Origin of the sequence: Pseudalkalibacillus decolorationis, from assembly GCF_024609785.1 — a bacterium.
Lineage (GTDB): Bacteria > Bacillota > Bacilli > Bacillales > Fictibacillaceae > Pseudalkalibacillus > Pseudalkalibacillus decolorationis.
Map to the genome: position 1 here is coordinate 74,048 of NZ_JANHJQ010000015.1, position 25,721 is coordinate 99,768.

Here is a 25,721-nt window from a genome sequence, read left to right on the forward strand (position 1 = left end):
CAATTTTTCGTTGTAAATTTAAGTGAGGGTAACAAATAATGAAGATAATTCTATTAAGTGAAAACTTTCCACCAGAGGTCGGTGCACCCCAGATAAGGTTGTATGAAGTAGGGAAAGAACTGATCGATCGTGGGCATGAGGTTGAGGTGCTTACAGCTTTTCCTCACCATCCACATGGTATAATTCCTGATGAATATAAAGGGAAGTTCTATCAATTTGAAGTATTGGATGGAATACCTGTTCACCGGTCTTGGATTTATCCTTCTCCTAAAGGTAGTTTCTGGAGACGACTAATATCCTATTTTTCTTTTACATTCAGCGCCTTTTTTTCTGTAATTAAGGCAAAGAAAACAGATGTAATTATTTGTACATCCCCTCCTTTGTTTTTAGGGATAACAGGATACATTGCATCTAAAATGAAACATGCAAAATTTGTTTTTAATGTAGCAGACATATGGCCCGAGTCAGCTGTTGAATTAGGAATATTAAAAAATAAATCTTTTATAAAATTAGCGGAGAGATTAGAGTCATTCCTATATAAAAAGTCATGGAAAATTGCTACGGCAACTGAAGGTATCAAGGATTATATGATTCGAAATGGAAAGGATATCGAGGATGTTTTTTTACTACCTAATGGGGTGAACACGGTACAATTTTCTCCATTATCTAAAAATAAGGAGCTGCTGAATACCCTTAAGCTCACCGAGAAAAAGGTGTTTACATTTGCTGGAAGAATGGGGTATGCTCAAGCGCTAGATTCCGTTTTAAACGCAGCTAAAATTGTTCAGGACAAGGGTTGTGGACAAATTTCATTTTTATTTGTTGGGGATGGGCCGGAAAGACAAAATTTGATTAAACAAGCTAATGAGTTAGGTTTAGAAAATGTTATTTTTCATGATCCTGTTCCAGTAACTAAAATGCCAGAGATCTTTTCAATCACACATTTTAGTTTGGTAACATTAAAAAATATTGATTTATTTAAAGGCGCAAGGCCATCGAAGATTTTTCCTGCTCTCTCCACCGGAACACCTGTATTATTTTCGGGTGCTGGTGAAAGTGTGAAGTTAATCAGTGAAAATTACTGCGGGGTAATTTCCAAACCGGAAGATCCTCAAGATTTAGCAGAAAAAATTATAGACTGTGTTAATATGAGTAATGAAAAATACGAAGACCTCTCACAAAACGGGAGAGAATTTGTAGAACGAGAATATTCGTGGAAACGAATTGTAGACGATTTGTTGGTAAATATAACAAAGTAATCACACTTGTAGTTGAAAGTAGTGAATGTAATGAAAATATGTCACTTAACCTCTGTGCATTCGGGTTTAGATACCCGAATTGTTATAAAAGAATGTCAGTCTCTAGCACGAGATGGACATGATGTGAGTTACATTGTACCGAATGAAAAAAATAGAACTGAATATGGAGTGCAAATAATTGGAGTTTCTTCAAATCCGAGACACCCCATTGAACGAATCACTAAAACAACCTCTAACGTCTTTCAAAAGGCGAAAATGCAAAATGCTGATGTTTATCATTTTCACGATCCTGAATTAATACCGATTGGATTAAAATTAAAAAAACTCGGCAAAAAGGTAATCTATGATGTCCATGAAGATGTCCCAGAACAAATTTTATCGAAGCAATGGATTCCAAGGATGATTAGAAAGTTTATTTCTAATATAGTAGAAAAAGTGGAAAAAAAGGCATCGAGAAAGTTTGACGCGATTGTAACGGCGACACCCCATATTGAACAAAGGTTTAAAACATATAATTCAAACACTGTAACGATTCATAATTATCCATTAGTTGAGGAATTAGCAGTGGAGAATACAAAAACAGATGAAATTGAATCCTCTATATCTCAAAAGGGGAAAGTCATTTACATCGGTGGTATTTATCGTTTGAGAGGAATCGTGGAGATGATTAGTGCTGTCGAGGAATCAAATGATAAATCTTCTGTTGAGTTTATACTTGGTGGTAAATTCGCACCACCAGAATTAGAGGATGAAGTAAGGGAACTATCTGGCTGGGAGCATGTTGATTACAGAGGACAACTTAATCGAATAGAAGTTAGACAAGCTTTAGGTGAATCTCAAGCAGGTCTTGTCCTCCTCCATCCCGAGCCACGCTTTGTGGTTTCCTTACCGATAAAAATGTTTGAGTACATGTCGGCTGGCATACCCGTTATAGCTTCTAATTTCCCGTTATGGAAAGAAATTGTTGAAGGGAATGATTGTGGGATTTGTGTTGATCCATTGGATATTGACGAAGTATCTAATGCAATCCGACAATTGATAGATAATCCAGAATTTGCACAAACAATGGGGAAAAATGGGCGAGATGCGGTATTGGAGTTGTACAACTGGGAAAAGGAAAGTAAAAAATTAATTGAAATTTATAATAAATTATAATTCCGTTGAAAAGGGGTATTAAGATGAACGTACCAATGCTTGACCTAAGTGAACAATACTTTAATTTAAAACAGGATATTAACACTGCTCTAGAGGAAGTCATGTCATCTTCAAGATTTATTTTAGGTGACAACGTAAAAAAACTAGAAAAGGATATTGCTAAATATAGCAATGTTGCTTATGGTATTGGTGTGGCTAATGGAAGTGACGCACTACATATTTCACTTCTCGGTTGTGGAGTAGAACCAGGCGAGGAAGTAATATGTCCTGCTTTTACATTCTTTGCGACAGCTGGTGCAGTAGCTAGAATTGGTGCAGTTCCTGTATTTGTTGATATTGATCCTAAGACTTATAATATAGATCCATCAAAGATTGAAGCAGCAATTACTCCCAAAACTAAGGCAATCATTCCTGTTCATCTTTATGGTCAGATGGCTGATATGGATCCAATTCTAGAAATAGCAGAAAAACATAATCTTTCTATTGTTGAGGATGCCGCTCAATCTATTGGTTCAGAATATAAAGGGAAAAAGCCTGGGGAGCTAGGAACTACAGCTTGCTATAGCTTCTTTCCTACCAAAAACCTTGGTGCATATGGCGATGCTGGTATGATTGTTTCTGATAATGAAGAAATAGCAGAAAAGATGAGAGTCATCCGTGTTCATGGTAGTAAGCCTAAGTATTACCATCATGTATTAGGGTACAATAGCCGACTTGATGAGTTACAAGCTGCAATTTTGAACGTCAAGTTTCCTCATCTTAACGATTGGAGTAAACAAAGGCGCGATCATGCAGAAACTTATACAACTTTACTTAATGAAAAAGTGGGAGATCATGTTGTAACACCGTATGCCGAAGAACACAACTATCATATCTTCCACCAGTATACAATTAGAGTTGAAAAGAGAGATGAATTACAGGTATTTCTTAAGGAAAATGGTGTAGCTTCAATGGTTTACTATCCGAAACCATTACATTTACAACCAGTATTCGCTGAACTGGGTTATAAAGAAGGAGATTTACCAGAAACAGAAAAAGCTTGTTCAGAAGTTATCTCATTACCAATGTTCCCAGAATTGAAACAAGAACAGCAAGAATATGTGGTAGAAACAATTCGAAAATTTTACAAGTAATAGAAAAGGGTGTTTTTTAATGGTATCTCCTACACTTGGAGAAAATGTAGTTGTTAAAGAATATGTTTCATTTGGTACCAATGTAACAGTGGGCAATAATGTTATCATTTATGAAGGTTCACAAATAGGAGATAATGTAATCATCCAAGATAATGTTGTAATTGGTAAACAGCCAACGAGAGCAAAGAATTCTATCCTTCCGGATGTGAAGAAGCTACCTCCAGCTATTATTGGTGCAGGGTCTACAATCGGTACATCATCCATCATTTATGCTAATGCTCACTTGGGCGAAGAAGTCTTCGTTGCTGACCTAGCAACTATTCGTGAACGTGTAATTGTGGGCGAGCGTACAATTGTGGGTCGTGGAGTAGCGGTTGAAAACGATTGTAAAATTGGCGTGAAGTGTAAGTTAGAAACGAACTCCTATATAACAGCTTATTCAGAATTAGGCGATTATGTCTTCGTAGCTCCATACGTCGTCACTACCAATGACAATTATATGGCTCGATCAAAAGAAAGATATGACAAATTTAAAGGTGTAACAATTAAAGATGGTGGTAGAGTGGGAGCTAATTCCACCATTCTACCTGGTAAAACCATTCACGAGGACGGTACAGTAGCGGCTGCAAGTGTGGTTACTAAGGATGTACAAAGAGAAGAACTCGTAGTCGGCTCTCCAGCTAAAAAGTTAAGAAATGTACCGGAAGACCAATTATTGCGCAACCAGTAATACCTAAAAAGGATGGGTAATACCCATCCCTTTTAGAAGTGTTATTAGTAAATAGTTATAAATGATTATTCCATATTCAAGGAGTTCTATATGAGGAATTTAGTTGTTCCCACAAGAAAAACTTATCAACTTATTTACGCTATGCTATTTTCCTTTCTTGCAGCATGGTCAATTCAAAATGTTTATGCTGTTAGTTCTTGGAAGGACTTAATTTTGTTTGGTATAATAATTTCGGGTATACTGATGACATTATACTTTGCAAGATTAGCTTATGATATAAAACTTCCAATCCCAATATTAATTATATATCTTTTAATTGGGAGCTTTTTCATTGGCTCAGGAATAATTAGTATTGACGTTGGACCAATTGGAGTATTCCCCTACCGAGTATTTTTAGGTGTTATGACTCTTTGGTTAGTAATAGAATTGTTCCAGAGAAAATACATACTCCAAGCAAAATTTGTTAGGGTAAAACCGACCGTTTATTTCTTTCTATTCTGGGTGGGATACGGCCTACTGTCATTAGTTTGGGTTCGTTCAGTGACACTAGGTATCAAAGATTTTCTCTTTTTAGTATCCGGTGTTCTAACTATCCTATTTGTTATATTGTTTTTGTATAAGCAGAGAGATTATCTTGTGTTTTTCTATCTCTGGCTTGCTGCAGATCTTTTGTTTATTTTGTTAGGGTTCTGGAACCACATTACTCATAATCATTTACCAATCTCTAGATTAGCCACTGCTCCTGCCTATATTCAAGGAAGACCATCTGCAGTATTTACAAATGAAAATGATTATGCAAGCTTTATGGCTATTGGTATCTTTTTTGGTTTTTCTCTTTTTAATCATTCGAAGAATATCATGTATAAAATACTAGGGCTTTTCGTTTTGCTTTCTGGCTTATATCTAATATTAGTAAGTACTTCAAGGGCGAGTGTAATTGCTGTACTGCTCGGTTTCTTAGTTTGGTATTTACTTTTAGCAAGTAAGAAAGAAAAGATTAGAATTTTTTGGATTGGAGTTATTTTATCTCTTTTGAGTGGAATCCTATTCTTTGAGAGGGTTAAAGCTTTAGTTAGTAATGTAATTAATGAACTTGCTAGTGTGTTAGGTAACCCAGAAGTAGAGGAAGGGTCTGTTGATATAAGGAAGAACTTGCTGAGAAATGGAATAGAGTTTGTACAGGATACTTTTGGATTTGGTATTGGGGCAGGTAATGCAGAGTATTATATTAAAAACTTAAGTATTTATCCGACATACGGCCAAACTAATTTACATAACTGGTGGGCTGAAATCATGGTGAATTATGGCCTTTTAATTTTTACAGGCTATGTGCTTATTTATTTCGGAATTATTTTTAAGCTGTACAAAGCTTTTAAAAATAGTGTATCAAGTCAAACAAAAATGATTAGTGAGGCACTTTTTATTGGGTTTATCGTCTTTTCCATTTCCAGTATTAGTCCAAGTTCCGTAATGACATTAAGTTATACGTGGCTACTTTTTGCCTTTGGACTTGGGTATTTAAATTACTTGTATCTAAATAAGACAAATGCGAGGGATTATCAGTATGAACAGCATTCTACAACGTACAAGAATTAGAATAAAAAGGTTTTTATGGTTCCTCATATTAATACCAGTGGTAACAGGGTTATTATCTTATTTTTTAGCAGCTCAAGTACCAACAGCTTACACAGCTGAGGCTGAAATAATGTTAGGTAATTTTCAAGATACTAATTTTACGAATGAAACAGCATTGTTGCAGTTATTAGAATCTGAAAAGTACTTGAATGACCTAGTAAATTCAAAAATGTCTTTTTTAGATAAGATTACAACAGAGAGTAAGACAGGTAAAATTCTCGTTATATCTTTAACAGGTGATAATAAGGAAGAGGCCAAAGAAAATCTGAAAATTGTTGTGGATAGCTTTATGGGGAAAAGTAATTCAGTATATAAAGAAAGAGTAAAGAGCCTAGAACAGCAAATTAAAAATACAAATGATAAGAGTTTTTCAAATGAAGATGAAGCTTTTTATAAGGCAGAAAAAGAACTATATGAATTAAGAAATAGCCAAATATACAAACCCGTCAATGTGGAAACATCTCAAACAGATGAATTAAAAAGAGGGATCTTTGGATTTCTAGTTGGACTAATGTTAAACGTCTTTATCTTAGCCATACCGGAAATACTAAGGGATTGATTAAAAAGGCGCTCGACTCTCTTTGAGTCAGCGCCTTTCGTTTATTGGTATGTTGTTTCTTCTGAATTCTGTTCTTCATTCTCACCTGAAGGCTGATTTGTAATTTCAAGTAAATCTCTTAATTGCCTTGAGATTTTATCAATGGATTCATCATCAGGTTCATAGAAATAAATACCATCGATATAGGCATTTTCACCTTTAACAGTTAGCTTTTCGAAACCTTTGCTCAGTAAATCCTTATAGAAGTTACGTAGTGCAAACATTTCTTTAATGGTAATATTAGTTGTCACATTATCTCCAAGTGAATCTAACACATTATCTACCTTCGTAATTGTACTGAATGAAGTAGCTTTTTCCATCATGGCACTTATTGCTTCCTGCTGTCTTTTGTTCCTTCCAAAGTCACCTTGGGGATCATCCTTGCGCATTCTTACAAATGCTAATGCTTCACGTCCATCAAGTTTCATTTTTCCTTCTTCAAACGTAACCCAACGTCCATCTGTATCGTAATATTTGAAGTCAAATGGAACATCAACCGTTATACCACCAAGTGCATCTACAGTGTCTTCAAAGCCTTTGAAGTTCGTGGTAACATAATAATCAATGGGTACATCGAGTAGATTTTCTACGGTATCTATTGTAGCTTCAATCCCTCCATAAGAATAGGAGTGAGTAATTTTATCTTTATAACCGACTTCTTCAATATAAGCCCTTGTATCTCGTGGTATACTTACAACTACTTTTTCTTTTGTTTTTGGATTAATTGAATAGAGTTGGATTACATCAGCACGCCCTTTACCACCTGCATAATCTTCAATTCCTACTACTAATATTGTGACAGGGTCTTCTCCTAAAGCTACATCTTCCATTCTTAAATCAGATTTTTCAATTTCCTTATAACTATCTTTTGCTGTTTCATTTATTGAATAAGCTAGATAACCACTGTATCCAGCAGCGCCCAAGATAAGTATTAGAACAGTTAAAGCAAATATTTTTAAGAGACCTTTTTTTCTTCTCTTCTTTCGTTTTTGAGTGATCCTTGACCTTTCCAAAAAATTACCTCATTTCTAAAATAAGCTAAATGGGTCCGTGTACCATATGACGTATCAAGCTTCTATTATATAATTAGATTTAAATTTCATCAATCACTATTTCTGTTTCGAGAAAAGTAGAGTCGATTATATCAATAGTTTTTGCAGAACCATTAGTTAGATCAATAATCCAATCAATGAATTTTTGTTCTCCATTTATTGGTATATATATATTGAATTCGACATTTTCCATGTATTGTATAGATTTGATGGAGTAGGTAGAGTTCCTAAGTCCGTTTTCTACTTTACCAAGTAATGTGTAATTCACTGTAAAACGTAATATAGACATTCGTTTCCGCTCGACGATTCCTGTCGCATTGAGTCCTTCTGAGGTAGAAGTCCCGTACGCACGGATTAATCCTCCGGCTCCGAGTTTAATTCCCCCAAAGTATCGGGTAATTACTACTACTGTATTTTTTAATTTTCGCTTTTTTAAAACCTCTAAGATCGGGACGCCTGCTGTACCACTTGGTTCCCCATCATCGTTTGCTTTTTGGATTTCATCGTTTTCCCCGATCATATACGCGGAACAGTTATGGTTCGCATCATGGTGCTTTTTCTTGATCTGTTTGATAAATTGTTGTGCAGCTTCTTCGGTCTCAGCACGATTGATATAAGCAATAAATTTAGACTTTTGTACGGTATGTTCGTGTTCTCCGTAGCCTTTTACGGTATAATATGATGAAAGCATGTTTTCCTCCGATTGATCAGTCAATTACAACCATTATAGTGGAAAAGGTACCAAATGATAAACGGTGAATTTTTTTATCGACAATTAGTTGATCATTTTGAGGATGGTATAAACTTGTATAGTCAGGCTTCTGAATTTTCACTTGGTAGACAGAAGAAAATTTTCTTGAAATAGTATGAAAAAATCAAGTAATAAAGTCATAAATGCATGACTGAAATCGAACATTGTGTATGTAGGGGAAAATTTTGGATTTAGGTCTTTTGGATAATTAGGTAAGAAGGACCTAGATTTCATCCCGGGTTGTTCGGTACAGTATTATGGGGAGGTACTTTTAAAAATGATCACAAAGACGATGGACCCTAAAAGTATCGACACAATTTTAAATAAAACGATTGCGACAGTTGCCGAAAGTAAAGAGCAAATCTTTGAGATTGGAGAGCAATCGAGGCAAGAATTTGAAAAGCTTACAATGGAATTAAAAGAGATACAGGAAAGAGTGCTGGACGTTATCCAAAGCGGCGATGCACTAGACACAAAAACCCGTTATGCGAGGTCACGTTTAGCTGAGGTAAGTAAACATTTTGAGAAATATGGCGAAGAAGAAATCAAGACTGCCTATGAAACGGCTAGCCATTTTCAAATCGAACTTATTTCCTTGCGACAAAAAGAAACGGCTTTACGAGATCGGCGTGATGACATTGAACGACGTTTGCTGAGTTTAAAGGAAACGGTGGAACGGGCCGAGCGTCTAGTCAGTCAGATTAGTGTGGTTTTAAATTACCTAGATGGCGATCTACGTCAGGTTGGGGATTACATTAAAAGCGCAAAAGAAAAGCAAGAGTTCGGGCTGCAGATTATTGAAGCACAAGAGGATGAACGAGCAAGGGTATCAAGGGAAATCCATGATGGACCGGCTCAAATGCTTGCAAATGTGTTGTTACGTTCAGAACTAATCGAGAAAATTTACATGCAACAAGGTGTTAACCAGGCCCATCAAGAATTAAAGGATTTAAGGAAAATGGTGAGAGAGGCACTCGCTGAGGTTCGTCGTATTATCTATGATTTACGTCCGATGGCCTTGGATGATCTCGGTCTTACGCCAACCCTTGAAAAATATGTTAGAACGCTGGCACAATCAACAGGAATTCACATCGATATGAAGGTGCTTGGGAACGAGCGCAGGCTTCCATCAAAAATGGAGGTCGCTGTTTATCGACTTGTGCAGGAATCCGTGCAAAATGCTTGTAAACATGCGAATCCGACTGAAATCCAAGTGAAGGTTGAGTTTAAGGATACGCTATCGATTCTCGTTCGTGATAATGGCAGAGGGTTTGATACAAGCCAGGAACGTGAGCATTCGTTTGGAATTGTCGGTATGAAGGAGCGCATCGAAATATTAGAAGGAAACATGATGATTGACTCTAAAGAGGGTAAAGGTACATTAATATTAATCCAAATACCAATTAATAAGCAGGAGGCAGTGAGATGACACAAGTAAACGCTGTGAAAACAAGAATCGCGTTAATAGACGACCATAAGCTATTTCGTGAAGGTGTAAAGCGGATCCTAGACATGGAAGATGGTTTTGAGGTTGTAGCTGAGGGTGACGATGGACAGGAAGCTGTCGCGATCATCGATGATCATAACCCGGACGTCGTATTGATGGACATTAACATGCCGAATATCAACGGTGTTGAGGCAACTCGTCGCTTAGTTGAAAAGTTTCCGGGTATCAAGGTGATCATCTTATCGATCCATGATGATGAAGCGTATGTGACCCACGCGGTTCAGACCGGTGCATCTGGTTACTTATTGAAGGAAATGGATGCAGACGCTTTAATTGATGCGGTTAAAGTGGTTGCGGATGGTGGAGCATACTTACACCCAAGAGTGACGATTAATCTATTGAGTGAATTTCGTCGAATGAAGACGCATGGTAGAGATGGCGGCGAAGTTGGGTTTAAAGAGGTTGAATATCGTAAGCCGTTACATATTTTAACGCGTCGAGAGTGTGAAGTGCTACAAATGCTTGCTGACGGAAAAAGCAACCGTTCAATCGGTGAATCGCTATACATTAGTGAAAAAACGGTTAAAAACCATGTAAGTAACATTTTGCAGAAGATGAATGTGAACGACCGGACCCAGGCTGTTGTTGAAGCGATTAAAAACGGTTGGGTGAAAGTGAACTGAATCATTTTGGGATAAATACAGTTCTGGCTTAAGAGTGTGGAACTAGACGATTGGGAAGGAGTCTTTCGATTAAAACGGGAGGCCCTTTTTTATTGCGTAAATTTCTGATGCTGATCTAATCGTTAACAAAGATCCTTCTTTATGGTTAACATTAAAGAATGCGAACTTCATTTTCGGTTTTTTGCTAAAATAAGAAGGTAATTCGTTAGTGAAGTCAAATACATAAGTAGAAGCAACACAACAGAAAGGGTTATGGTATGAGCAAAGTTGCCGTATTAACTGATAGTACCGCCTATTTGCCTGAGCAACTTCGAAATGAGCACAACATTCATATGGTTCCGTTAAACGTCATTTTCGGGAATGAATCGTATCAGGAAGAGCTCGAGCTAGGCGCATTAGATTTCTATAAACACGTAAGAGAAACAGGTAAGCTCTCAAAAACATCACAGCCGGCTGCCGGTATGTTTGCTGAGAAATATGAAAAACTTGCAGGTGAAGGGTTCACTGACGTTGTGGTAATTACATTATCGAGTGGGATCAGCGGCACATATCAAAGTGCGATGTCCGCTGCGGATATGGTTGATTCCATTAATGTTCATCTGTTTGACTCAGAAATTAGTGCTTTTCCTCAAGGGTTTTATGTACTCGAAGCGGCAGAAATGGCTAATGTAGGCCAAGAAGCAGAGGTCATCATGTCACGTTTGAAAGACATGCGGGCTAAAGGGGTTCCGGCGTACTTCATGGTTGATGATCTAAGTCATTTACATCGTGGAGGCAGACTAAACAGTGCTCAATTTATTGTTGGCAACCTCCTTCAGGTTAAGCCTGTTTTGAAATTCACGGATAAAAAGATCGTTCCTTTTGAAAAAATCCGTACCCGTAAAAAGGCAATCAAACGTTTGTTTGAATTGATTCATAAAGATTTAGGAACCGAAGAACGAGCGAAAATTTCAATCATTCATGCAAACCGGGAAGAAGAAGCCCAACGATATAAAAGCCAACTTGAAGAAGCGTTTCCAAATGCAGAAGTCATTATCAGCTATTTTGGTGCGGTGATTGGGACCCACCTTGGAGAAGGAAGCATTGGGCTTACATGGGTGAAAGACTAAATGCAATTGAAAGTTAGATGGGTGCAACGCTAGTGCGGTTTGCCTCTGTTTCCTCCCAAAAAGGTAGTACACTGTGTCCTGAACCTCTCGTTCAAACTTCGAATACATCACTTCAATCGTTGAACCTACTTCCAGAAATAAACATGTTTCCACTTGATCCGAGTTTTTCGTATAACCAAGATCTTCAATTTCACCTCCTAGGTCGTCATCTATTGTTCGATGAACTCCCCTTTCCGATTGAACAAATCCATTCTCATTATTTACATGGTTATTTATTGTATGAAAAAGGGATCGCAACCTCCAAGAATCATTTAAGCTGTCAGAGATGTGGAAATGACGATCCTTCCTTGTTCGCTTCTTTTGCCTGTTTTCGTTGTAAGGAAGATTCGTGTGTGTATTGCCGGAAATGTATTATGATGGGGCGCGTTAGTCAATGTACACCACTCATTCGTTGGACAGGTCCTGTTCCGAACGTCGCGCTTACATCCCATTCTTTTTTAGAATGGGAAGGCACGTTGTCAGAACTCCAAAAGCAAGCCTCGAAACAGATGTGTGGGGTTGTTGGTAAGCCAAAGGAACTGTTAGTGTGGGCAGTTTGTGGAGCAGGGAAAACTGAGATCCTCTTTGAAGCCATTGACCGTGCGTTGCAACAAGGATTACGGGTCTGTTTAGCTTCGCCCCGGACTGATGTGATTACAGAGTTATCCCCTCGATTTGAGCGTGCCTTTCCTAAGGCAGGAGTGGTTTCATTGTACGGAGGCCATTCTGAGCTTGCGGCGCCATCACCACTTGTTTTATCTACGACACATCAGTTGTTCCGGTTTGAGGAAGCATTTGATGTCATTATTGTGGATGAAGTGGATGCCTTTCCATATTCGTTCGACCCTACTTTACAATTTGCAGTAAAAAAGGCTGCAACTGACCAGGCAACACGCATTTATCTTTCTGCAACTCCATCTAAGAAGATGAAACGTCGGGTTCACACAAAACAGCTTGAAGTAATTCACATCTCGAGGCGATTTCACGGGTATCCACTCCCTGTACCCGAATTTAAATGGTGTGGAAACTGGTCGAAGCTTTTAAAGAAGGGACGAATTCCACCTATTATTCATAAATGGATCGATAACAAGCTTACAAGTGGCGTTCAATCCTTCCTATTCGTTCCGACAATTGATGACCTCACTACGATTCATTCTATTTTAAAAGAGTATCCAGGAATAGATTCCGTGCATGCCAGTGATCTAGATCGTATTGAAAAAATAAGACGATTTCGAAAGGGAGAGATTAGGATGTTATTAACGACGACGATCCTTGAAAGAGGGGTAACGGTTCCGGGAATTGATGTAGGAGTAATTGGGGCAGATCATGAGGTGTTTTCGTCGAATGCGCTCGTACAAATTGCAGGTCGTGTCGGACGTAGTATTGGGGATCCATACGGGGAAGTCGTTTATTTCCACTATGGAAAAACGACCGCAATGGTTTCAGCGAAGCGAGAAATCAAGAGCCACAACCAGCGAGCGGGATTCGGTACGAGTAGATGAACTGTCTCTCATGTCATGAGGAACAACGATTGAAACTAGGCTGGGGAGATTTGTTCGGCAGAAATGATCCGTTGAGCGTGTGTTCAGAATGCTCCTCGATGCTTGAGCGAGTCAATGGCGAGATTTGCCGAATGTGTGGGCGCTCTTTTTCGATATTTCCCGAGCAATATCGCCAAGGTGATCTTTGTTTCGATTGTGTGGAATGGGGAGACGTGGGCAATTCTATCACGAAAAATCGGTCGCTCTATCAGTACAATCCGTTTTTACAGGAAATAATGGCACGCTATAAATACCGGGGTGATGCTGAATTGGTGAAGCTCTTCGAACATGATTTACGTGTTCTTTTCAAAAAGGAATTCAAGCGGACGTTACTTGTGCCTGTTCCGTTAAGTAATGAACGGCAATATGAGCGAGGGTTTAACCAGGCAGAGCTGATTGCGAAATTGATTGGGAAGCCATTTTATAAGGCGCTAGAGAGACCGGTTCATGAAGAAAAGCAGAGTAAAAAGTCGAAACAAGAGCGTCTTCAACATGCAGCTATTTTTACATTGAATGACGAATTCCGGGAAACAATTACTGGAGCCGATGTCACGATTGTCGATGATCTTTATACGACAGGGGCTACGATTCAAGCGGCAGGGAAGATATTACTAGATCATGGTGCCCGAACTGTCTCATCAATTACGGTTGCAAGAGGGTAATTCTTACTAATCCTACTCGAATCGTTAAACTTATCGCGGTTTCATCCGATATAGAAGATAGAATGGATTAGAAGGTAAGTTCAGAATGTCAGCGTTACTTCTGAACTTGTACTTAAAGGAGAGCAAGCAGATGGCGGAATTAGCAAACTGCCCGCAGTGCAACCGTATTTTCGTGAAAAATTATCATGTTGTCTGTGATACGTGTTATAAAGAAGAAGAGGAAATGTTTGATAAGGTTTATAAGTTCATCCGAAAGAAGGCGAACCGTGAAGCATCTTTATGGGAAGTGTATGAAGCAACGGGGGTTCCAGAGAAAGTAATTATCCGCTTTGTGAAAGAAGGCAGGATCCGAGCCAACCAGCTGCCAAACATCTCATACCCTTGTGAAAGCTGTGGACTCAACATTAATGATGGTCGGATTTGTAACTCGTGTAAGAAGCGAATGAATAGTGACCTTCGTACGCACGATCACCTTACGCAAAAGGAAATGGACAACAACCGAATTACGTACTATACAGAAAAATAGAAGCCAACTGCTGATAAGGAGGAAATTACTTTGAAAATCAACGGCTATGGAAATATACACAATACTAATCCATATAAAAACCAGGTAAATCGTCCCCAAGAGCAGTTAAACCAACAGATGAAACAGGATAAGCTCCAGATCTCAAAAGAGGCACTTGAAATGCAGAAAACCAACGTACAGTCTAAGGAACGATTAGAAAAGATCGAACGATTGAAAAGTGAAATTGAAGCTGGTAAGTACGAGGTTCAATCTGACAAGGTTGCAGAACGCTTTTTTGATTATTGGACAAAGAGTTAAGGGAGTGAGGCTGTGAACGCGGAACGAATGGTCGGACTCTTATCCGATTTACAGAAGGCACATGAACAATTACTTGGGATTTCCGTGCAAAAAACGGACGCTTTAAAGCAAAATGACATTAGTAAATTGGACACGTTATTGAAGGAAGAAGAGAAGTCGGTTCAATCGATTGAAAAAGTAGAAAATGAACGTGTCGCAGAAGTTGAGGCACTCCTTAAAGGGCAAGGCATAATTGCTGACAATAGCCCATCCTTATCTCAAATCATACGCTTTTACAATGTGGATGATCAGGAACGACTTGAAAAGTCCCAGGAGGAATTACGAGAAACAATTGGTCAGCTTCGAAAACAAAATGAATTGAATCATGACTTAACCAGGCAGTCGCTGCAGTTTGTGAATGCATCGCTTTCATTGATGGGGCCGAAGCAACCAGCAACGTATGAACGGACTGGTCAAGCTAATAACACGAACAACTACGGGCGACGTCAATCGATGTTTGACTCTAAAGCATAGAATATGTGTTTAAAAAGAAGAACAAACAGGGTTGTCGAAGCAACTAATAGGAGGTTCGACTAAACGCATCACATCGTATGATAACGTCGAACTGACCAACTACGTGTTGGCCCCGGACTTTTTGAACATCCTCTTAAGGTATAGAAAGGCGGAATGAAAACGATGTCTTCAACGTTTCACGGACTTGAAACGGCACTCAGTGGATTAAGAACCCATCAAGGTGCCCTTCAAACGACAGGTCATAATATTGCAAATGCAAATACACCAGGATACTCGAGACAACGGGTCAATTTTTCACAGACGGGGGCATTTCCTGCACCGGGACGAAATCGGCCGGAAATTCCTGGCCAAATCGGGACTGGAGTTGAAGCTGGAAGTGTTCAGCGGATTCGCGAAGGATTTCTAGACATTCAGTTCAGAGGGGAGACCTCGAAGGCTGGATATTGGACTGCTCGCAGTGAAGCGTTGCACAAGATGGAAGAGATCATGAATGAGCCTTCTGACTTTGGACTAGCGAAGACAATGGACCGTTTCTGGCAATCGCTTCAGGACTTAGCAGCGAATCCTGAAGGGGCGGCAAGATCGGTTGTTCGCGAACGTGGCATTGCACTAGCAGAAACATTTAGCTACTTATCGACGTCGCTTAACTCGATTAAGGATGATCTAAAGAGTCAGATCGATGTGTCGGTCAAAGATATCAATTCGATCGCTAAGCAAATTAATGCGATTAACCGTCAAATTAGTGAAATCGAACCACACGGCTACTTACCAAATGATTTATACGATCAACGTGACTTGTTGGTGGACAAGCTTTCGGAATACGCCAATGTAAAAGTGACTCCGATTGAGAGTGGAGGACAAGCATCGGCACTTGCTGAAGGAAGATACACAATTGAGATTGTTGATGATAGTGGGAACTCCGTTGGAAAGCTCGTTGATGGAGCGAATCCAACTGGGGAACCGACAGAGCTTGGAATTGTTGATTCTGACTCAGATGGAATCATTGATCAATTTACAATGACGGATACGGCTGGAACGAAAACCACAGGGGACATAGCAAATTTTGATTCAAAGGGAACGTTACGTGGATTAATCGAGTCACATGGCTATGTCGATTCCGGTGGTAAAGATACAGGCGTTTATACAGAAATGCTTGCCGATTTGGACGAGATGGCTTATCAGTTTGCGACAGCGTTTAATGACGTCCATGATAACGGATTTGATTTGAATGGAGAACAAGGAGGAGCGTTCTTTGCGTTTGCTGAACGTGAGGATGGCTCTGCTGTAGGTGAAGGCAGTTTTTCAGGAGCAGCGTCATTGTTGCAATTGGATGCCAACATTACTGGAGAGGATGGGCTTGATCGAATTGCAGCTTCACTTGATGGTTTTTCAGGCGATGGAAGCAATGCGTTGGCGCTTGCCGATGTAAAAGACCTGACGTTGGACTTTACCACAGGGGATGCAACCGTTCAAAGCTTTTATGAAGGTGTAATCGGTGAAATGGCGGTCGATGCTCAACAGGCTAACCGGCTAATGGATAACTCCGACACCTTGAGGGGATCGGTTCAAGCGAGAAGGCAATCCGTAAGCGGTGTATCGTTGGATGAAGAAATGACGAAATTAATGCAATTTCAACACGCGTACAATGCAGCAGCACGAAACATCACAACAATTGATGATATGTTAGATCGAATAATCAAAGGCATGGGTCGTGTAGGAAGGTAGGGATAACGGATGCGTGTAACCCAAGGAATGTTAACGAATAACATGTTAAACAGTCTTAGCAATAGCTATGAACGTATGGCGAAATATCAAGAGCAGCTCCATACTGGTAAAAAGATTTCACGTCCTTCCGATGACCCAGTTGTTGCGATGAAAGGCATGGAGTACCGAACGAACTTGACTGAAATTGAACAATTTAATCGGAACCTATCGGAAGTATACAACTGGATGGATAACTCGGATGCGGCACTTGATAAAGCGACACAGGTGATGCATAGGGTACGTGAGTTGGCAGTTAAAGCAAGCAACGGGACGTATGAGGAAAATCAGCGTGCTGCCATTGGGGAAGAAGTGGAACAGCTCCGAGAACACTTGATTTCGATTGCAAATACACAGGTTGCCGGGAAGTATATTTTTAATGGGACGAATACGGTAGAGGCACCAGTTGCGGAGGACGGAACCGTAAATGGTACAAATACAAGCGCAGTGAACATTGAAGTTTCGAAAGGGATCGAAATTCGCGTCAACGTTAACCAACAAAACGTGTTTTCACAAGACATCTTTAATGACCTTGAGAAATTAGTTGAGGATCTTAAAGGTGGTGCAACGGGTGAGGGTATCGGAGAATACCTCGGTACGATTGATGGACATGTTGATAATATGTTGGCAGAGCGCGCAGAACTCGGAGCACGGTACAATCGCGTTGAAATGATTGAAGAACGCGTGTCCCAGCAAGAGGTTATTGCGACTCGGGTGTTATCCGATAATGAAGATGTGGATATGGAAAAAGCAATTATTAATCTAAAGACACAGGAAACGATTCACCGCGCAGCTCTCGCAGCAGGCGCACGAATCATCCAACCAACGCTAATGGACTTTTTACGATAAGAGTAGGTTGATTGAGAATCAGTCAAACAATTGAATGGTAATGGAAAAAAAGGTTGGCTCAGGTAGGGTCAGGGTTACACCGAATTGAGGCGATTCAGGTGAAAAATACCTGATCTCAAAGTCGGCCTTTTGTTTTCTATAAAAGAGATAAATTTGACTGTATTAGACATGTCAAAGCACATTTTGATGGAATAGGTAAAGATATGTATTCTTTACTGTGAGGTGAGTAAGAGATGCAAATTCCACAAATTCGAATGCAAACACAGCGAGCGTTAATCGGCATGCAAACAACGGAAGGTAGACAAGAGATTAAACAACCGCGAGCCGAGCAAACTATCCGTCAACCACGTGCAGAATTAACGGTTAATACGATACCAGGAAAATTAAATATTGATCAGACACAAGCGTGGAATGACATGGATTTAAAAAGTGTGTTTGTTCGGACGGAAGACGCTGCTAGAAATGGTCGTGAGGATTTATTAACCGGAATTGCACGTCGCGCTCGAGAAGGTGATCAATTGATGATGATTGAAAACGGTGGTAAACCAACTGTCCAGCAAGCGATCGGGAATAGTGGTGGCGGGATGGCTGAATGGAACATTGGATGGATTCCATCTGTAGGTAGTGTGAAAATCAATTATCAGCCGGGAGATGTTACTATCGATTGGCAAATTCACAAGCCGGTGATTGAAACGACTCCAAGACAAGCTCATTCCGAATATGAACGTGGAATTCTCTCCATCTCTTTACGTCAACGAAACTCGCTTACTATTAATTTTGTAACCTAACTAAACTAGAGGATGAAAAGACATGAAAATTGAAACGAAATATCACGGAAACATAGAATTGAAGGAAAATGAGGTCATCACGCTTGAACAAGGATTACCTGGGTTTATAGGAGAGAAACGGTTTGCGATTTTACCATTTGGGGAGGATTCATTCTTTCAAATCTTTCAATCTGTGCACAAAGCTGAGCTGGCTTTCGTAATCACCAATCCATTTTTATTTTTCAAAGACTATGAATTTAACGTGCCTGAATCTGTTCGTAATCAGCTGAAAATTGAGAGGGAACAGGACGTATTAACGTTCGTGATTTTAACTGTAAAAGAACCATTTGATGGAACAACCGCTAACCTGAAAGCACCATTAGTTGTTAATTCTGGTTCAAATCTAGGAAAGCAAATTGTGTTAAATGATGAAGAGTATCAAACAAAGCACTTACTCATTCAAGAGCCAATAACCTCCACAAAGGAGGAGAAATAGATGCTTGTGTTAACTCGGAAACCGAACCAATCAATTCAAATTGGTGAGGATATAGAAATAACAGTTTTGGAGATTGACGGCGATCAAATCAAGCTCGGAATCAACGCCCCTAAAGAAGTTGATATACATAGGAAGGAAATTTATCTAGCGATTCAGGATGAGAATAGTAGTGCGGCATCAGCGAGTTCTGATGTCTTGGACCAGTTGACGGAATTGATACATAAAAACACAAAATAATAGTTTCGATTACAAAACACCCAAGCTCATTAAGTTTGGGTGTTTTGTTAGTGAACTTACTTAAAGTATTTTTCCTATCCATGTTAAAAGATTAAGAGTTAAAGACGATATAAGGTATGTAAACGAAATAACAATTGAGGCGGCCGACTTGATTGTTGTTTCAAAAATAAACCACATGGATGTGGTTAAACAATTTCAAGGAGGAAATTATAATGAGAATTAATCACAACATTGCAGCTCTTAACACATACCGTCAATTGACTGGTAACCAAGGCGCAGCTTCTAACTCTTTAGAGAAGCTATCATCTGGACTTCGTATCAACCGTGCTGGAGATGACGCAGCTGGACTAGCAATCTCTGAAAAAATGCGTGGACAAATCCGTGGATTGGAAATGGCGTCTAAGAATGCGCAGGATGGGATAAGCCTTATCCAGACCACCGAGGGCGCCCTTAATGAAACACACAGTATCCTTCAACGTATGCGTGAATTAGCTGTTCAATCTTCTAACGATACAAACACAAATACTGATCGTGAAGAGCTTCAAAAAGAGGTAAACCAACTTGCTGCAGAAATCACTAGAATTGGTAACAATACAGAATTTAACACAAAAGAATTATTAGATGGTTCTTTCACTGGGACATTCCATATTGGTGCTAATGAAGGACAGAACCTGACTTTATCGGTCAATGATATGCGTTCTGATGCGCTTCAAGTTGGTAAAGCATATACAGCAGCTAATACTGATGAGCTACTTGGAGGTGCTGATGGTCAGACTGTAATAGGGACATGGCAGGATGTAGTTGCTGATCCTGACGGTGATCCAACTACTAATGATGCAACTGTTGCTGGTTACTATAATACGGGTACTCTTGTTTTAGAAGCTGATGAAGCATTTGCTGACGGCACCAAGGGAGCAATCGGTATTGACATTTCATCGCAAGGTCAAGCTGATACTGCTATTACAACTCTTAATAATGCTATTGAAACAGTATCTGCAGAACGTTCAAAACTTGGTGCTACACAAAACCGTTTAGAGCACACAATCAACAATCTTGGAACTTCTGCTGAGAACTTAACAGCTGCGGAATCTCGTATCCGTGACGTTGATTATGCTTTAGCCGCTTAGGCGGTAACAAGCACAGTTGTCCTAACTGGTAACGGTTAGTGATCATGATCGGGTGAATTGCTGGAAACCCCTAAAACTTTCGACTCCACAACGTAGCTGGAAACGGTAGGCGTGAAGGATTGAAAAGGCGAAAGATTGGGCAATCAGCATCCAAGCTCCTGTTTCGAAAGAATGGAGAAGGTTCAACGACTAAAAGACCACCTAAGGCATTAAGCTATGGTGATGACCTTTGTAGGTGAGATAAGCTTGAGTACCTTATCAATCCGAAGTGCCCGACCCCTACTAGAAAAACTAGAGGGTGAAGATATAGTCTAGTCAATCATGAAAGTGATTGCTCGCACGATGGCGAAGGAAATGATGGAGTTCACTAAGAACAACATCTTAACTCAAGCTGCCCAAGCTATGCTTGCGCAAGCAAACCAACAACCACAAGGAGTTCTTCAACTTCTTCGTTAATATTTTCAATTATGGTCGTCTCAATCGAGGCGACCATTTTACATATAAAGATTTATGAAAGGTATTACAAAGCAAACTAATATTGATATAATTAATTCTAATAAAACAAGTTGTTTAAGAGTGGGTGAAGTTATGAGCAATCGTAAAGCCTATCAGATTCTTGAAAATTTAGGAAGAGCAATACATCGGTTAAATGCTGCATTACAAGAAACTTATATAAATAGCTTATCTATTGATGGAACAATATTTAGATTTAAAGTTACGATTGAATTATATTGGAAAACATTGAAACGGTTATTAGAGTTGGAGGGTCTTGAAGCTAGAACACCAAAAGAATCCTTGAAAAAGGCATATGTGGCAGGCTGGATTGAGAACGAGGAAGCATGGCTTCAAATGCTTCATGATCGAAAAGAAACTTCACATGTTTATGATGAGGATACAGCGTATAAAATATATAAAAACATTCAAAAGAATTTTCAGGAGCTAGAACGGACATATAACGGTTTATTAAAACATTTTTCTTATCTTAATGATTCAGAAACTAGCTGAGGGTGAGAGGTTAACAATCTATTCCTCTAATCAATCAACTGCAGGGTATAGTAAACAAACAGAATGAGGGAGATGATTTAGTCGATTGGGAGGAGCTAAAAGATAAACTCAATTTGTAGGGTGAAATTAACAAACGATACGAAGGGATTTATCAAATATTCCTAAGGTTTTTTCAATCATATAATCCACTTAGAAGATCTCATTTACAAGCATTAGACCTAAGATAATTACTGCAGCACTCGTAAATACGATGTTAAACAAAAGGTTTCCGCGACTTTTTTCTTCTTTAATATGTAAGAGGTCTTGAATCCCTGTGAAGGCCCAGAATACGGTCAGTGCAATCCACATTTTAGAAAAATCCTCTTTTGAATAAAATGCCACTGCAATTAGCACACATAAAACTCTCAAGCCTATTAATGTTTTGTTTCTCATAGTAAAACCAACCCTAACCTTCAAACGTCCTTTTTATTACAGATTAAGGCTATCATATGAGCGTTTGTTTTAAAATACATATCCAATAGAACGAAGGGGCCATGCAGATAGGTATATTATTCTGGATGAGTCTTTTTTTATTGCCTTTTCCTTAATACCCTGCCGTTTCAACCGATAAATAGAGTAGAGATACGATTGTGTAGGGGGAGCGCGTATGAGTGTAGGGAGTGTCGGATCTTCTTCGTCGGAAACGAACCTGAATGAGTTAAAGAGTGTAGAGGCTCAGAAAATAGAGGTTTTTCAAGAGAAGGAGAATCTTGAAAAAGTTGCTGAAAGTCCAGTAACAAAGAAAGAGCTGATCGAGAAGGTAGATTTGTTAAACGAATTCTTAGCTCCAGTCAATACATCCTTGAAATATCAACTCCATGAGAAGCTAGAGCGGTAGAGCGGTATTATGTGCAAATTATTGATGACAAGACGAAGGAAGTCATTCGAGAGATTCCGAATAAGAAGTTTCTTGATATGTATGCGTCGATGGCAGAGCTTCTGGGGATTGTTGTAGACGAACGAATATAGAGGTGAATTGGATGGACATGCGAATTGGTGGACTTGCGAGCGGAATGGACATTGACAAGATCGTCAGTGATTTAATGAAGGCAGAGCGTATTCCGTTAGATAAAATGGAACAGGAAAAGCAGCTTTTAGAGTGGAAACGTGATGATTATCGTGACATGAACAAGCTGCTTACGGATCTAGATAGTTTTATTTTTGATGGCATTTATCGTCAAAGTACATTTTTGTCGAAATCGGTATCAAGTTCTAATGAAGATGCTGTGTCTGCAACAGCTGGTACGGCTGTAAACACGAGTACACGAATAAATGTAACCCAGCTTGCAACAGCGGCCATGTACAATTCGACAAATGCCGTCACAGATAGTAACGGGGATGTTGTTTCGGGAGATACTCTTTTAAAAGATGTTGCGTTTAATGGTGGCCAAGCGTTTACGACCGGTTTTAGCTTAAAATTAAGTTTCATTAAACCAGGCGAATCACAAGCAAGTGCGATTACGATTCCGGTTGATCCTTCAGCGGATTCGATTAAAGATGTGATGGCGAAAATCAACTCGCATACGGACCTAGGTGTATCTGCATTTTACGATTCAGCCACGAACAAAGTGGTTTTAACGATGAAGGATACGGGGGATGGTGCATCTGTTTCGATTACGGATGATGGATCGGGTGATACGTCGACAGCGGATTTTTTTAGTGCTCTCGGTTTTAGCAATGTATCGGCTGGTTCAGAATTAAGCGGGAAAACGGCTGGGTTGAACGCTGAGTTTGAATACAATGGGTTTGCGACAAGCCGAACGTCGAATACTTTCGAGATCAACGACGTGTCCTATACGTTAAAAGAAGTGACGAACGGTGATGTCAGCCTTTCTGTCACCCAAAATACGGACTCGATTTTTGATTCAATTGTAAAATTTGTTGATAAGTACAATCAAACGATCGAAAAAATTAACGGAGAGCTTACGGAAGATCGTTACCGGGATTTCCCGCCGTTAACCGATAAGCAGCGAGAAGACTTAAGTGAAAACGAGATCGAGCTTTGGGAAGAGAAGGCTATGAGTGGAATGTTGAGGCGGGATTCGATTCTCACGAGTGGCTTGTACTCGATGCGCGTAAACTTATATACACCAGTGAGCGGTGCGACGGTTTCAGCGGATTTTGATCAGCTTTCTGAAATTGGAATTCAAACATTGAATGACTATACGGAACGAGGTAAGCTCGTTATTAACGAAAATAAACTAAGAGAAGCGATTGATAAGGATCCGAATGCGATTTATGAATTGTTCATGAGTGAAGGTACAGCCCAGTCAGATCAAGGAATAGCCCGCAGACTTCGAGATTCGATTTCTGAAACGATGGAAAAGATCGAAGCGAAGGCTGGAAACTCATTATTAACAAATGAACAGTTTACGATGGGGCGGAACTTGGAGGATATTGAGGACGAGATCTCCACGTTCGAACGACGTCTTTTGGATATTGAAGATCGCTACTGGGGTCAATTTACGACGATGGAAAAAGCGATTAGTCGAATGAATCAGCAGTCGGCGTACTTAATGCAGCAATTCGGCGGATAGGCCGTAATCCATTTCAAAGGAGTTGTTTTTACGAAGATGTCTCTAAACAATCCGTACCAAGCCTATGAACAAAACTCTGTTGGCACAGCATCCCCGGGTGAACTGACGCTCATGCTCTATAACGGGTGCTTGAAATTTTTAAAACAAGCGAAAGCAGCGATTCAAGATAAGAAGACGGAAGAAAAAAATATGAACTTGATTAAAGCTCAGAAAATTATTCAAGAATTGATGGTGACGTTGAATACAGAAGTTGCTGTTGCCGAGCAAATGTTGCAGATGTATGATTACATGAATCGTCGATTGGTTGAAGCGAACGTGAACAACGACATTTCGATCATTGAAGAGGTTGAGGGTCTGACGATTGAGTTTCGCGATACGTGGAAACAAGTGATTCAGATGAATCGGAAAGCAAACTATGGAAAGGGTGGTCGAGCTTAATGAGTTCAGTGCAGGAATTGTTAAAGCAAACGGAAGCGCTTTACGATCATGTAACAAAAGGCATACCCGAAGAAACGCCGGATGTATATTTGGAAGAATTAAACGGCCATCTTGAAAATCGGCAAAAATTGATGGGTGCTCTCAATGGTAATTATTCTGCAGACGAAATGAAAATGGGCAAGCAACTCGTACAAATAAACGAATTGATACAACCGTATTTGGATGCTCAGATGGTTCGAATCAAGGCACAGCTTAAGCAAATTAAGGAAAAGAAAATGAACAACACGAAATATTCGAATCCGTATCAATCTGCGAGAGCAGACGGAATGTTTTTCGATAAAAGAAAGTAGGCAGGGCAATGGTAGAACTTGATCAAAACCAGCATCAGCTGATTCGCAACTATGTTGATTTGCTTGATACCGTAAGTCAAGGGTTCCAATACGTTGAAGAACAGTACCGGAAAGGCGATATGCAGTCTGCCGATGGTGTGCTCTCGGATACGTTCCTTGCGTTTACTCAGTTTGAAACGGCAAACCATACGCTGTTTGAGATATTTAATGGTGAGGAACGGATCGTGCAGGAAATTCAGAGCTTCTATACGTTGATGAGCTTCTCGGTGAACTTGAAGTACGATTTAACGATGAGGATGCCAGACTGAAGATTGTGATCACGAAGCTTATTCCGGCATTTGCGGCCTGGAAAGAGCTCATTGACTCTAGATTTCTGCCTTATTTGCAGCATTGATCTGAAGCTTGATATGTAGCAAGCAGCAAAGGGTACTAATTGCGACAACAATAGAGCTCCAATATCGGATCATTGTGAGCCGAAATACTAGGACTGACTCGTATAATTGGAGTTAGCCTTTTTTGTACGTATAGAAAGTATAAGCGCAATTAAGGCGATCGTCTGCATTAAAGCTTGGCGCTAACTAGGTTTCCTTATATATGGTGCAATGAGGAATAAGATGGAATTTCCAATTGACTGGCATCTATAGCCTAGGAAAAAACGGACGGAATCTGATATCCTTAAGTGCATGTTTATACGAATAATGAGATCGGATATGCACAAAATATTCAAAGTAGAACGAGTGCAAACCTAAAGTGAAGACATCTGGATTTGGATCCAACCTATACATGGAATGTGCGTTGTTGATTTCTGGAAAGATAAGATTTACAACTTTGGACGTTCCTCAATAGAAAACCAGAAAAGTCAAATCGAGCTCATGTAAAAAAGGTAAAAATGAATGAAAATAGAAGGTAAAAGAAGAGAATTCAGTCGAAAAAAAACCTCAATTTTATCGAAAAATGTCAGTAATTACGGCTTTTTACCTATTCG

At 39.6% G+C, this 25,721-nt stretch carries 30 protein-coding genes and 1 pseudogene; 28 read left to right on the forward strand and 3 right to left on the reverse strand.

Going from position 1 to position 25,721, the window contains the following annotated elements:
• The first annotated feature begins 38 nt into the window (after nucleotides 1–38).
• The 6 genes from NON16_RS15235 to NON16_RS15260 all read left to right on the forward strand — a co-directional run bounded on the left by NON16_RS15235 (nucleotide 39) and on the right by NON16_RS15260 (nucleotide 6,471).
• Complete coding sequence (locus NON16_RS15235) at nucleotides 39–1,259, forward strand: glycosyltransferase family 4 protein (RefSeq protein WP_257350250.1); 1,221 nt, start codon at nucleotides 39–41, stop codon at nucleotides 1,257–1,259.
• A 30-nt stretch (nucleotides 1,260–1,289) separates the two neighbouring features.
• Nucleotides 1,290–2,414: a glycosyltransferase family 4 protein gene (locus NON16_RS15240; protein WP_257350251.1), complete on the forward strand. Its 1,125-nt coding sequence runs from the start codon at nucleotides 1,290–1,292 to the stop codon at nucleotides 2,412–2,414.
• A gap of 23 nt (nucleotides 2,415–2,437) precedes the next feature.
• Nucleotides 2,438–3,547, forward strand: a complete 1,110-nt coding sequence (locus NON16_RS15245) for a DegT/DnrJ/EryC1/StrS family aminotransferase (protein WP_257350252.1) — start codon at nucleotides 2,438–2,440, stop codon at nucleotides 3,545–3,547.
• Between the two features lie 19 nt (nucleotides 3,548–3,566).
• On the forward strand, nucleotides 3,567–4,277 hold the full coding sequence (locus tag NON16_RS15250; protein WP_257350253.1) for an acyltransferase: 711 nt from the start codon (nucleotides 3,567–3,569) through the stop codon (nucleotides 4,275–4,277).
• 90 nt (nucleotides 4,278–4,367) lie between these two features.
• A complete protein-coding gene (locus NON16_RS15255) occupies nucleotides 4,368–5,873 on the forward strand; it encodes an O-antigen ligase family protein (protein ID WP_257350254.1) in 1,506 nt (501 codons plus the stop codon).
• Entirely contained in the window at nucleotides 5,842–6,471 is a 630-nt protein-coding gene (locus NON16_RS15260) for a GumC domain-containing protein (RefSeq protein WP_257350255.1), read from the forward strand. Before NON16_RS15255 ends, NON16_RS15260 begins: the two co-directional genes overlap by 32 nt.
• 41 nt (nucleotides 6,472–6,512) lie before the next feature.
• On the opposite strand, the gene NON16_RS15265 is transcribed toward NON16_RS15260, so the two are convergent.
• Both NON16_RS15265 and NON16_RS15270 read right to left on the reverse strand, forming a co-directional pair.
• The gene (locus NON16_RS15265) at nucleotides 6,513–7,523 is read right to left on the reverse strand and encodes an LCP family protein (protein ID WP_257350256.1); all 1,011 of its coding nucleotides are present in this window, start codon (nucleotides 7,521–7,523) and stop codon (nucleotides 6,513–6,515) included.
• Nucleotides 7,524–7,602: 79 nt separating this feature from the next.
• Nucleotides 7,603–8,253: a YigZ family protein gene (locus tag NON16_RS15270; protein ID WP_257350257.1), complete on the reverse strand. Its 651-nt coding sequence runs from the start codon at nucleotides 8,251–8,253 to the stop codon at nucleotides 7,603–7,605.
• Between the two features lie 337 nt (nucleotides 8,254–8,590).
• On the opposite strand from NON16_RS15270, the gene NON16_RS15275 reads away from it, so the two are divergent.
• From NON16_RS15275 to NON16_RS15350, 16 genes and pseudogenes are all read left to right on the forward strand, one after another.
• A complete protein-coding gene (locus NON16_RS15275) occupies nucleotides 8,591–9,742 on the forward strand; it encodes a sensor histidine kinase (RefSeq protein WP_308216616.1) in 1,152 nt (383 codons plus the stop codon).
• Nucleotides 9,739–10,443: a response regulator transcription factor gene (locus NON16_RS15280; protein ID WP_257350258.1), complete on the forward strand. Its 705-nt coding sequence runs from the start codon at nucleotides 9,739–9,741 to the stop codon at nucleotides 10,441–10,443. Before NON16_RS15275 ends, NON16_RS15280 begins: the two co-directional genes overlap by 4 nt.
• Nucleotides 10,444–10,700: 257 nt before the next feature.
• Nucleotides 10,701–11,552, forward strand: a complete 852-nt coding sequence (locus NON16_RS15285; RefSeq protein WP_257350259.1) for a DegV family protein — start codon at nucleotides 10,701–10,703, stop codon at nucleotides 11,550–11,552.
• Nucleotides 11,553–11,584: 32 nt separating this feature from the next.
• On the forward strand, nucleotides 11,585–13,093 hold the full coding sequence (locus NON16_RS15290) for an ATP-dependent helicase ComFA (RefSeq protein WP_257350260.1): 1,509 nt from the start codon (nucleotides 11,585–11,587) through the stop codon (nucleotides 13,091–13,093).
• A 29-nt stretch (nucleotides 13,094–13,122) separates the two neighbouring features.
• On the forward strand, nucleotides 13,123–13,794 hold the full coding sequence (locus tag NON16_RS15295; RefSeq protein ID WP_257350261.1) for a ComF family protein: 672 nt from the start codon (nucleotides 13,123–13,125) through the stop codon (nucleotides 13,792–13,794).
• 130 nt (nucleotides 13,795–13,924) lie between these two features.
• Complete coding sequence (locus NON16_RS15300; protein ID WP_257350262.1) at nucleotides 13,925–14,320, forward strand: TIGR03826 family flagellar region protein; 396 nt, start codon at nucleotides 13,925–13,927, stop codon at nucleotides 14,318–14,320.
• 30 nt (nucleotides 14,321–14,350) lie between these two features.
• Complete coding sequence (flgM, locus tag NON16_RS15305; RefSeq protein ID WP_257350263.1) at nucleotides 14,351–14,617, forward strand: flagellar biosynthesis anti-sigma factor FlgM; 267 nt, start codon at nucleotides 14,351–14,353, stop codon at nucleotides 14,615–14,617.
• Nucleotides 14,618–14,629: 12 nt separating this feature from the next.
• Nucleotides 14,630–15,130, forward strand: a complete 501-nt coding sequence (locus NON16_RS15310) for a flagellar protein FlgN (protein ID WP_257350264.1) — start codon at nucleotides 14,630–14,632, stop codon at nucleotides 15,128–15,130.
• Nucleotides 15,131–15,292: 162 nt separating this feature from the next.
• Complete coding sequence (gene flgK / locus NON16_RS15315; RefSeq protein ID WP_257350265.1) at nucleotides 15,293–16,855, forward strand: flagellar hook-associated protein FlgK; 1,563 nt, start codon at nucleotides 15,293–15,295, stop codon at nucleotides 16,853–16,855.
• 9 nt (nucleotides 16,856–16,864) lie between these two features.
• The gene (flgL, locus tag NON16_RS15320; protein ID WP_257350266.1) at nucleotides 16,865–17,740 is read left to right on the forward strand and encodes a flagellar hook-associated protein FlgL; all 876 of its coding nucleotides are present in this window, start codon (nucleotides 16,865–16,867) and stop codon (nucleotides 17,738–17,740) included.
• Between the two features lie 233 nt (nucleotides 17,741–17,973).
• Entirely contained in the window at nucleotides 17,974–18,528 is a 555-nt protein-coding gene (locus NON16_RS15325) for a DUF6470 family protein (protein WP_257350267.1), read from the forward strand.
• A 22-nt stretch (nucleotides 18,529–18,550) separates the two neighbouring features.
• Nucleotides 18,551–19,003, forward strand: coding sequence for a flagellar assembly protein FliW (gene fliW, locus NON16_RS15330; protein WP_257350268.1), 453 nt, complete (start codon nucleotides 18,551–18,553; stop codon nucleotides 19,001–19,003).
• Nucleotides 19,004–19,240, forward strand: a complete 237-nt coding sequence (gene csrA, locus NON16_RS15335) for a carbon storage regulator CsrA (protein WP_257350269.1) — start codon at nucleotides 19,004–19,006, stop codon at nucleotides 19,238–19,240.
• Between the two features lie 212 nt (nucleotides 19,241–19,452).
• Nucleotides 19,453–20,367: a flagellin N-terminal helical domain-containing protein gene (locus NON16_RS15340; RefSeq protein ID WP_308216617.1), complete on the forward strand. Its 915-nt coding sequence runs from the start codon at nucleotides 19,453–19,455 to the stop codon at nucleotides 20,365–20,367.
• A 342-nt stretch (nucleotides 20,368–20,709) separates the two neighbouring features.
• Nucleotides 20,710–20,823, forward strand: a pseudogene (locus NON16_RS15345) (flagellin); the annotation flags it as partial.
• Nucleotides 20,824–20,955: 132 nt separating this feature from the next.
• Nucleotides 20,956–21,372: a nucleotidyltransferase substrate binding protein gene (locus tag NON16_RS15350; protein ID WP_257350270.1), complete on the forward strand. Its 417-nt coding sequence runs from the start codon at nucleotides 20,956–20,958 to the stop codon at nucleotides 21,370–21,372.
• A 189-nt stretch (nucleotides 21,373–21,561) separates the two neighbouring features.
• Here NON16_RS15350 and NON16_RS15355 read toward each other — a convergent pair whose 3' ends face one another.
• Nucleotides 21,562–21,804: a hypothetical protein gene (locus NON16_RS15355; protein ID WP_257350271.1), complete on the reverse strand. Its 243-nt coding sequence runs from the start codon at nucleotides 21,802–21,804 to the stop codon at nucleotides 21,562–21,564.
• A 214-nt stretch (nucleotides 21,805–22,018) separates the two neighbouring features.
• Here NON16_RS15355 and NON16_RS15360 point away from each other — a divergent pair, with 214 nt between their 5' ends.
• From NON16_RS15360 to NON16_RS15385, 6 genes are read left to right on the forward strand one after another with little or no spacing between them, the layout of a single operon-like run.
• On the forward strand, nucleotides 22,019–22,249 hold the full coding sequence (locus tag NON16_RS15360) for a flagellar protein FlaG (protein WP_257350273.1): 231 nt from the start codon (nucleotides 22,019–22,021) through the stop codon (nucleotides 22,247–22,249).
• Nucleotides 22,250–22,260: 11 nt separating this feature from the next.
• Entirely contained in the window at nucleotides 22,261–22,380 is a 120-nt protein-coding gene (locus NON16_RS15365) for a flagellar protein FlaG (protein WP_257350274.1), read from the forward strand.
• Between the two features lie 17 nt (nucleotides 22,381–22,397).
• On the forward strand, nucleotides 22,398–23,948 hold the full coding sequence (locus tag NON16_RS15370; RefSeq protein WP_257350306.1) for a flagellar hook-associated protein 2: 1,551 nt from the start codon (nucleotides 22,398–22,400) through the stop codon (nucleotides 23,946–23,948).
• A 36-nt stretch (nucleotides 23,949–23,984) separates the two neighbouring features.
• A complete protein-coding gene (gene fliS / locus NON16_RS15375; RefSeq protein ID WP_257350276.1) occupies nucleotides 23,985–24,386 on the forward strand; it encodes a flagellar export chaperone FliS in 402 nt (133 codons plus the stop codon).
• Nucleotides 24,386–24,736, forward strand: coding sequence for a flagellar protein FliT (gene fliT, locus NON16_RS15380; RefSeq protein ID WP_257350277.1), 351 nt, complete (start codon nucleotides 24,386–24,388; stop codon nucleotides 24,734–24,736). The genes fliS and fliT overlap by 1 nt, the downstream gene beginning before the upstream one ends.
• An 8-nt stretch (nucleotides 24,737–24,744) precedes the next feature.
• Complete coding sequence (locus tag NON16_RS15385) at nucleotides 24,745–25,044, forward strand: DUF8042 domain-containing protein (RefSeq protein ID WP_257350279.1); 300 nt, start codon at nucleotides 24,745–24,747, stop codon at nucleotides 25,042–25,044.
• Nucleotides 25,045–25,721: the final 677 nt, after the last annotated feature.

Excerpts from the sequence above, each read along its gene's own strand:
- NON16_RS15325 (WP_257350267.1), top strand. The coding sequence starts at position 17,974 with ATGCAAATTCCACAAATTCGAATGCAAACACAGCGAGCGTTAATCGGC.
- NON16_RS15370 (WP_257350306.1), top strand. The coding sequence starts at position 22,398 with ATGCGAATTGGTGGACTTGCGAGCGGAATGGACATTGACAAGATCGTC.
- NON16_RS15385 (WP_257350279.1), top strand. The coding sequence starts at position 24,745 with ATGGTAGAACTTGATCAAAACCAGCATCAGCTGATTCGCAACTATGTT.
- NON16_RS15250 (WP_257350253.1), top strand. The coding sequence starts at position 3,567 with ATGGTATCTCCTACACTTGGAGAAAATGTAGTTGTTAAAGAATATGTT.
- NON16_RS15300 (WP_257350262.1), top strand. The coding sequence starts at position 13,925 with ATGGCGGAATTAGCAAACTGCCCGCAGTGCAACCGTATTTTCGTGAAA.
- fliW (WP_257350268.1), top strand. The coding sequence starts at position 18,551 with ATGAAAATTGAAACGAAATATCACGGAAACATAGAATTGAAGGAAAAT.
- NON16_RS15255 (WP_257350254.1), top strand. The coding sequence starts at position 4,368 with ATGAGGAATTTAGTTGTTCCCACAAGAAAAACTTATCAACTTATTTAC.
- NON16_RS15260 (WP_257350255.1), top strand. The coding sequence starts at position 5,842 with ATGAACAGCATTCTACAACGTACAAGAATTAGAATAAAAAGGTTTTTA.
- fliS (WP_257350276.1), top strand. The coding sequence starts at position 23,985 with ATGTCTCTAAACAATCCGTACCAAGCCTATGAACAAAACTCTGTTGGC.
- NON16_RS15360 (WP_257350273.1), top strand. The coding sequence starts at position 22,019 with ATGAGTGTAGGGAGTGTCGGATCTTCTTCGTCGGAAACGAACCTGAAT.
- NON16_RS15245 (WP_257350252.1), top strand. The coding sequence starts at position 2,438 with ATGAACGTACCAATGCTTGACCTAAGTGAACAATACTTTAATTTAAAA.
- NON16_RS15340 (WP_308216617.1), top strand. The coding sequence starts at position 19,453 with ATGAGAATTAATCACAACATTGCAGCTCTTAACACATACCGTCAATTG.
- NON16_RS15350 (WP_257350270.1), top strand. The coding sequence starts at position 20,956 with ATGAGCAATCGTAAAGCCTATCAGATTCTTGAAAATTTAGGAAGAGCA.
- NON16_RS15235 (WP_257350250.1), top strand. The coding sequence starts at position 39 with ATGAAGATAATTCTATTAAGTGAAAACTTTCCACCAGAGGTCGGTGCA.
- flgK (WP_257350265.1), top strand. The coding sequence starts at position 15,293 with ATGTCTTCAACGTTTCACGGACTTGAAACGGCACTCAGTGGATTAAGA.
- csrA (WP_257350269.1), top strand. The coding sequence starts at position 19,004 with ATGCTTGTGTTAACTCGGAAACCGAACCAATCAATTCAAATTGGTGAG.
- NON16_RS15280 (WP_257350258.1), top strand. The coding sequence starts at position 9,739 with ATGACACAAGTAAACGCTGTGAAAACAAGAATCGCGTTAATAGACGAC.
- fliT (WP_257350277.1), top strand. The coding sequence starts at position 24,386 with ATGAGTTCAGTGCAGGAATTGTTAAAGCAAACGGAAGCGCTTTACGAT.
- NON16_RS15270 (WP_257350257.1), bottom strand. The coding sequence starts at position 8,253 with ATGCTTTCATCATATTATACCGTAAAAGGCTACGGAGAACACGAACAT.
- NON16_RS15285 (WP_257350259.1), top strand. The coding sequence starts at position 10,701 with ATGAGCAAAGTTGCCGTATTAACTGATAGTACCGCCTATTTGCCTGAG.
- NON16_RS15240 (WP_257350251.1), top strand. The coding sequence starts at position 1,290 with ATGAAAATATGTCACTTAACCTCTGTGCATTCGGGTTTAGATACCCGA.
- NON16_RS15355 (WP_257350271.1), bottom strand. The coding sequence starts at position 21,804 with ATGAGAAACAAAACATTAATAGGCTTGAGAGTTTTATGTGTGCTAATT.
- NON16_RS15275 (WP_308216616.1), top strand. The coding sequence starts at position 8,591 with ATGATCACAAAGACGATGGACCCTAAAAGTATCGACACAATTTTAAAT.
- flgL (WP_257350266.1), top strand. The coding sequence starts at position 16,865 with ATGCGTGTAACCCAAGGAATGTTAACGAATAACATGTTAAACAGTCTT.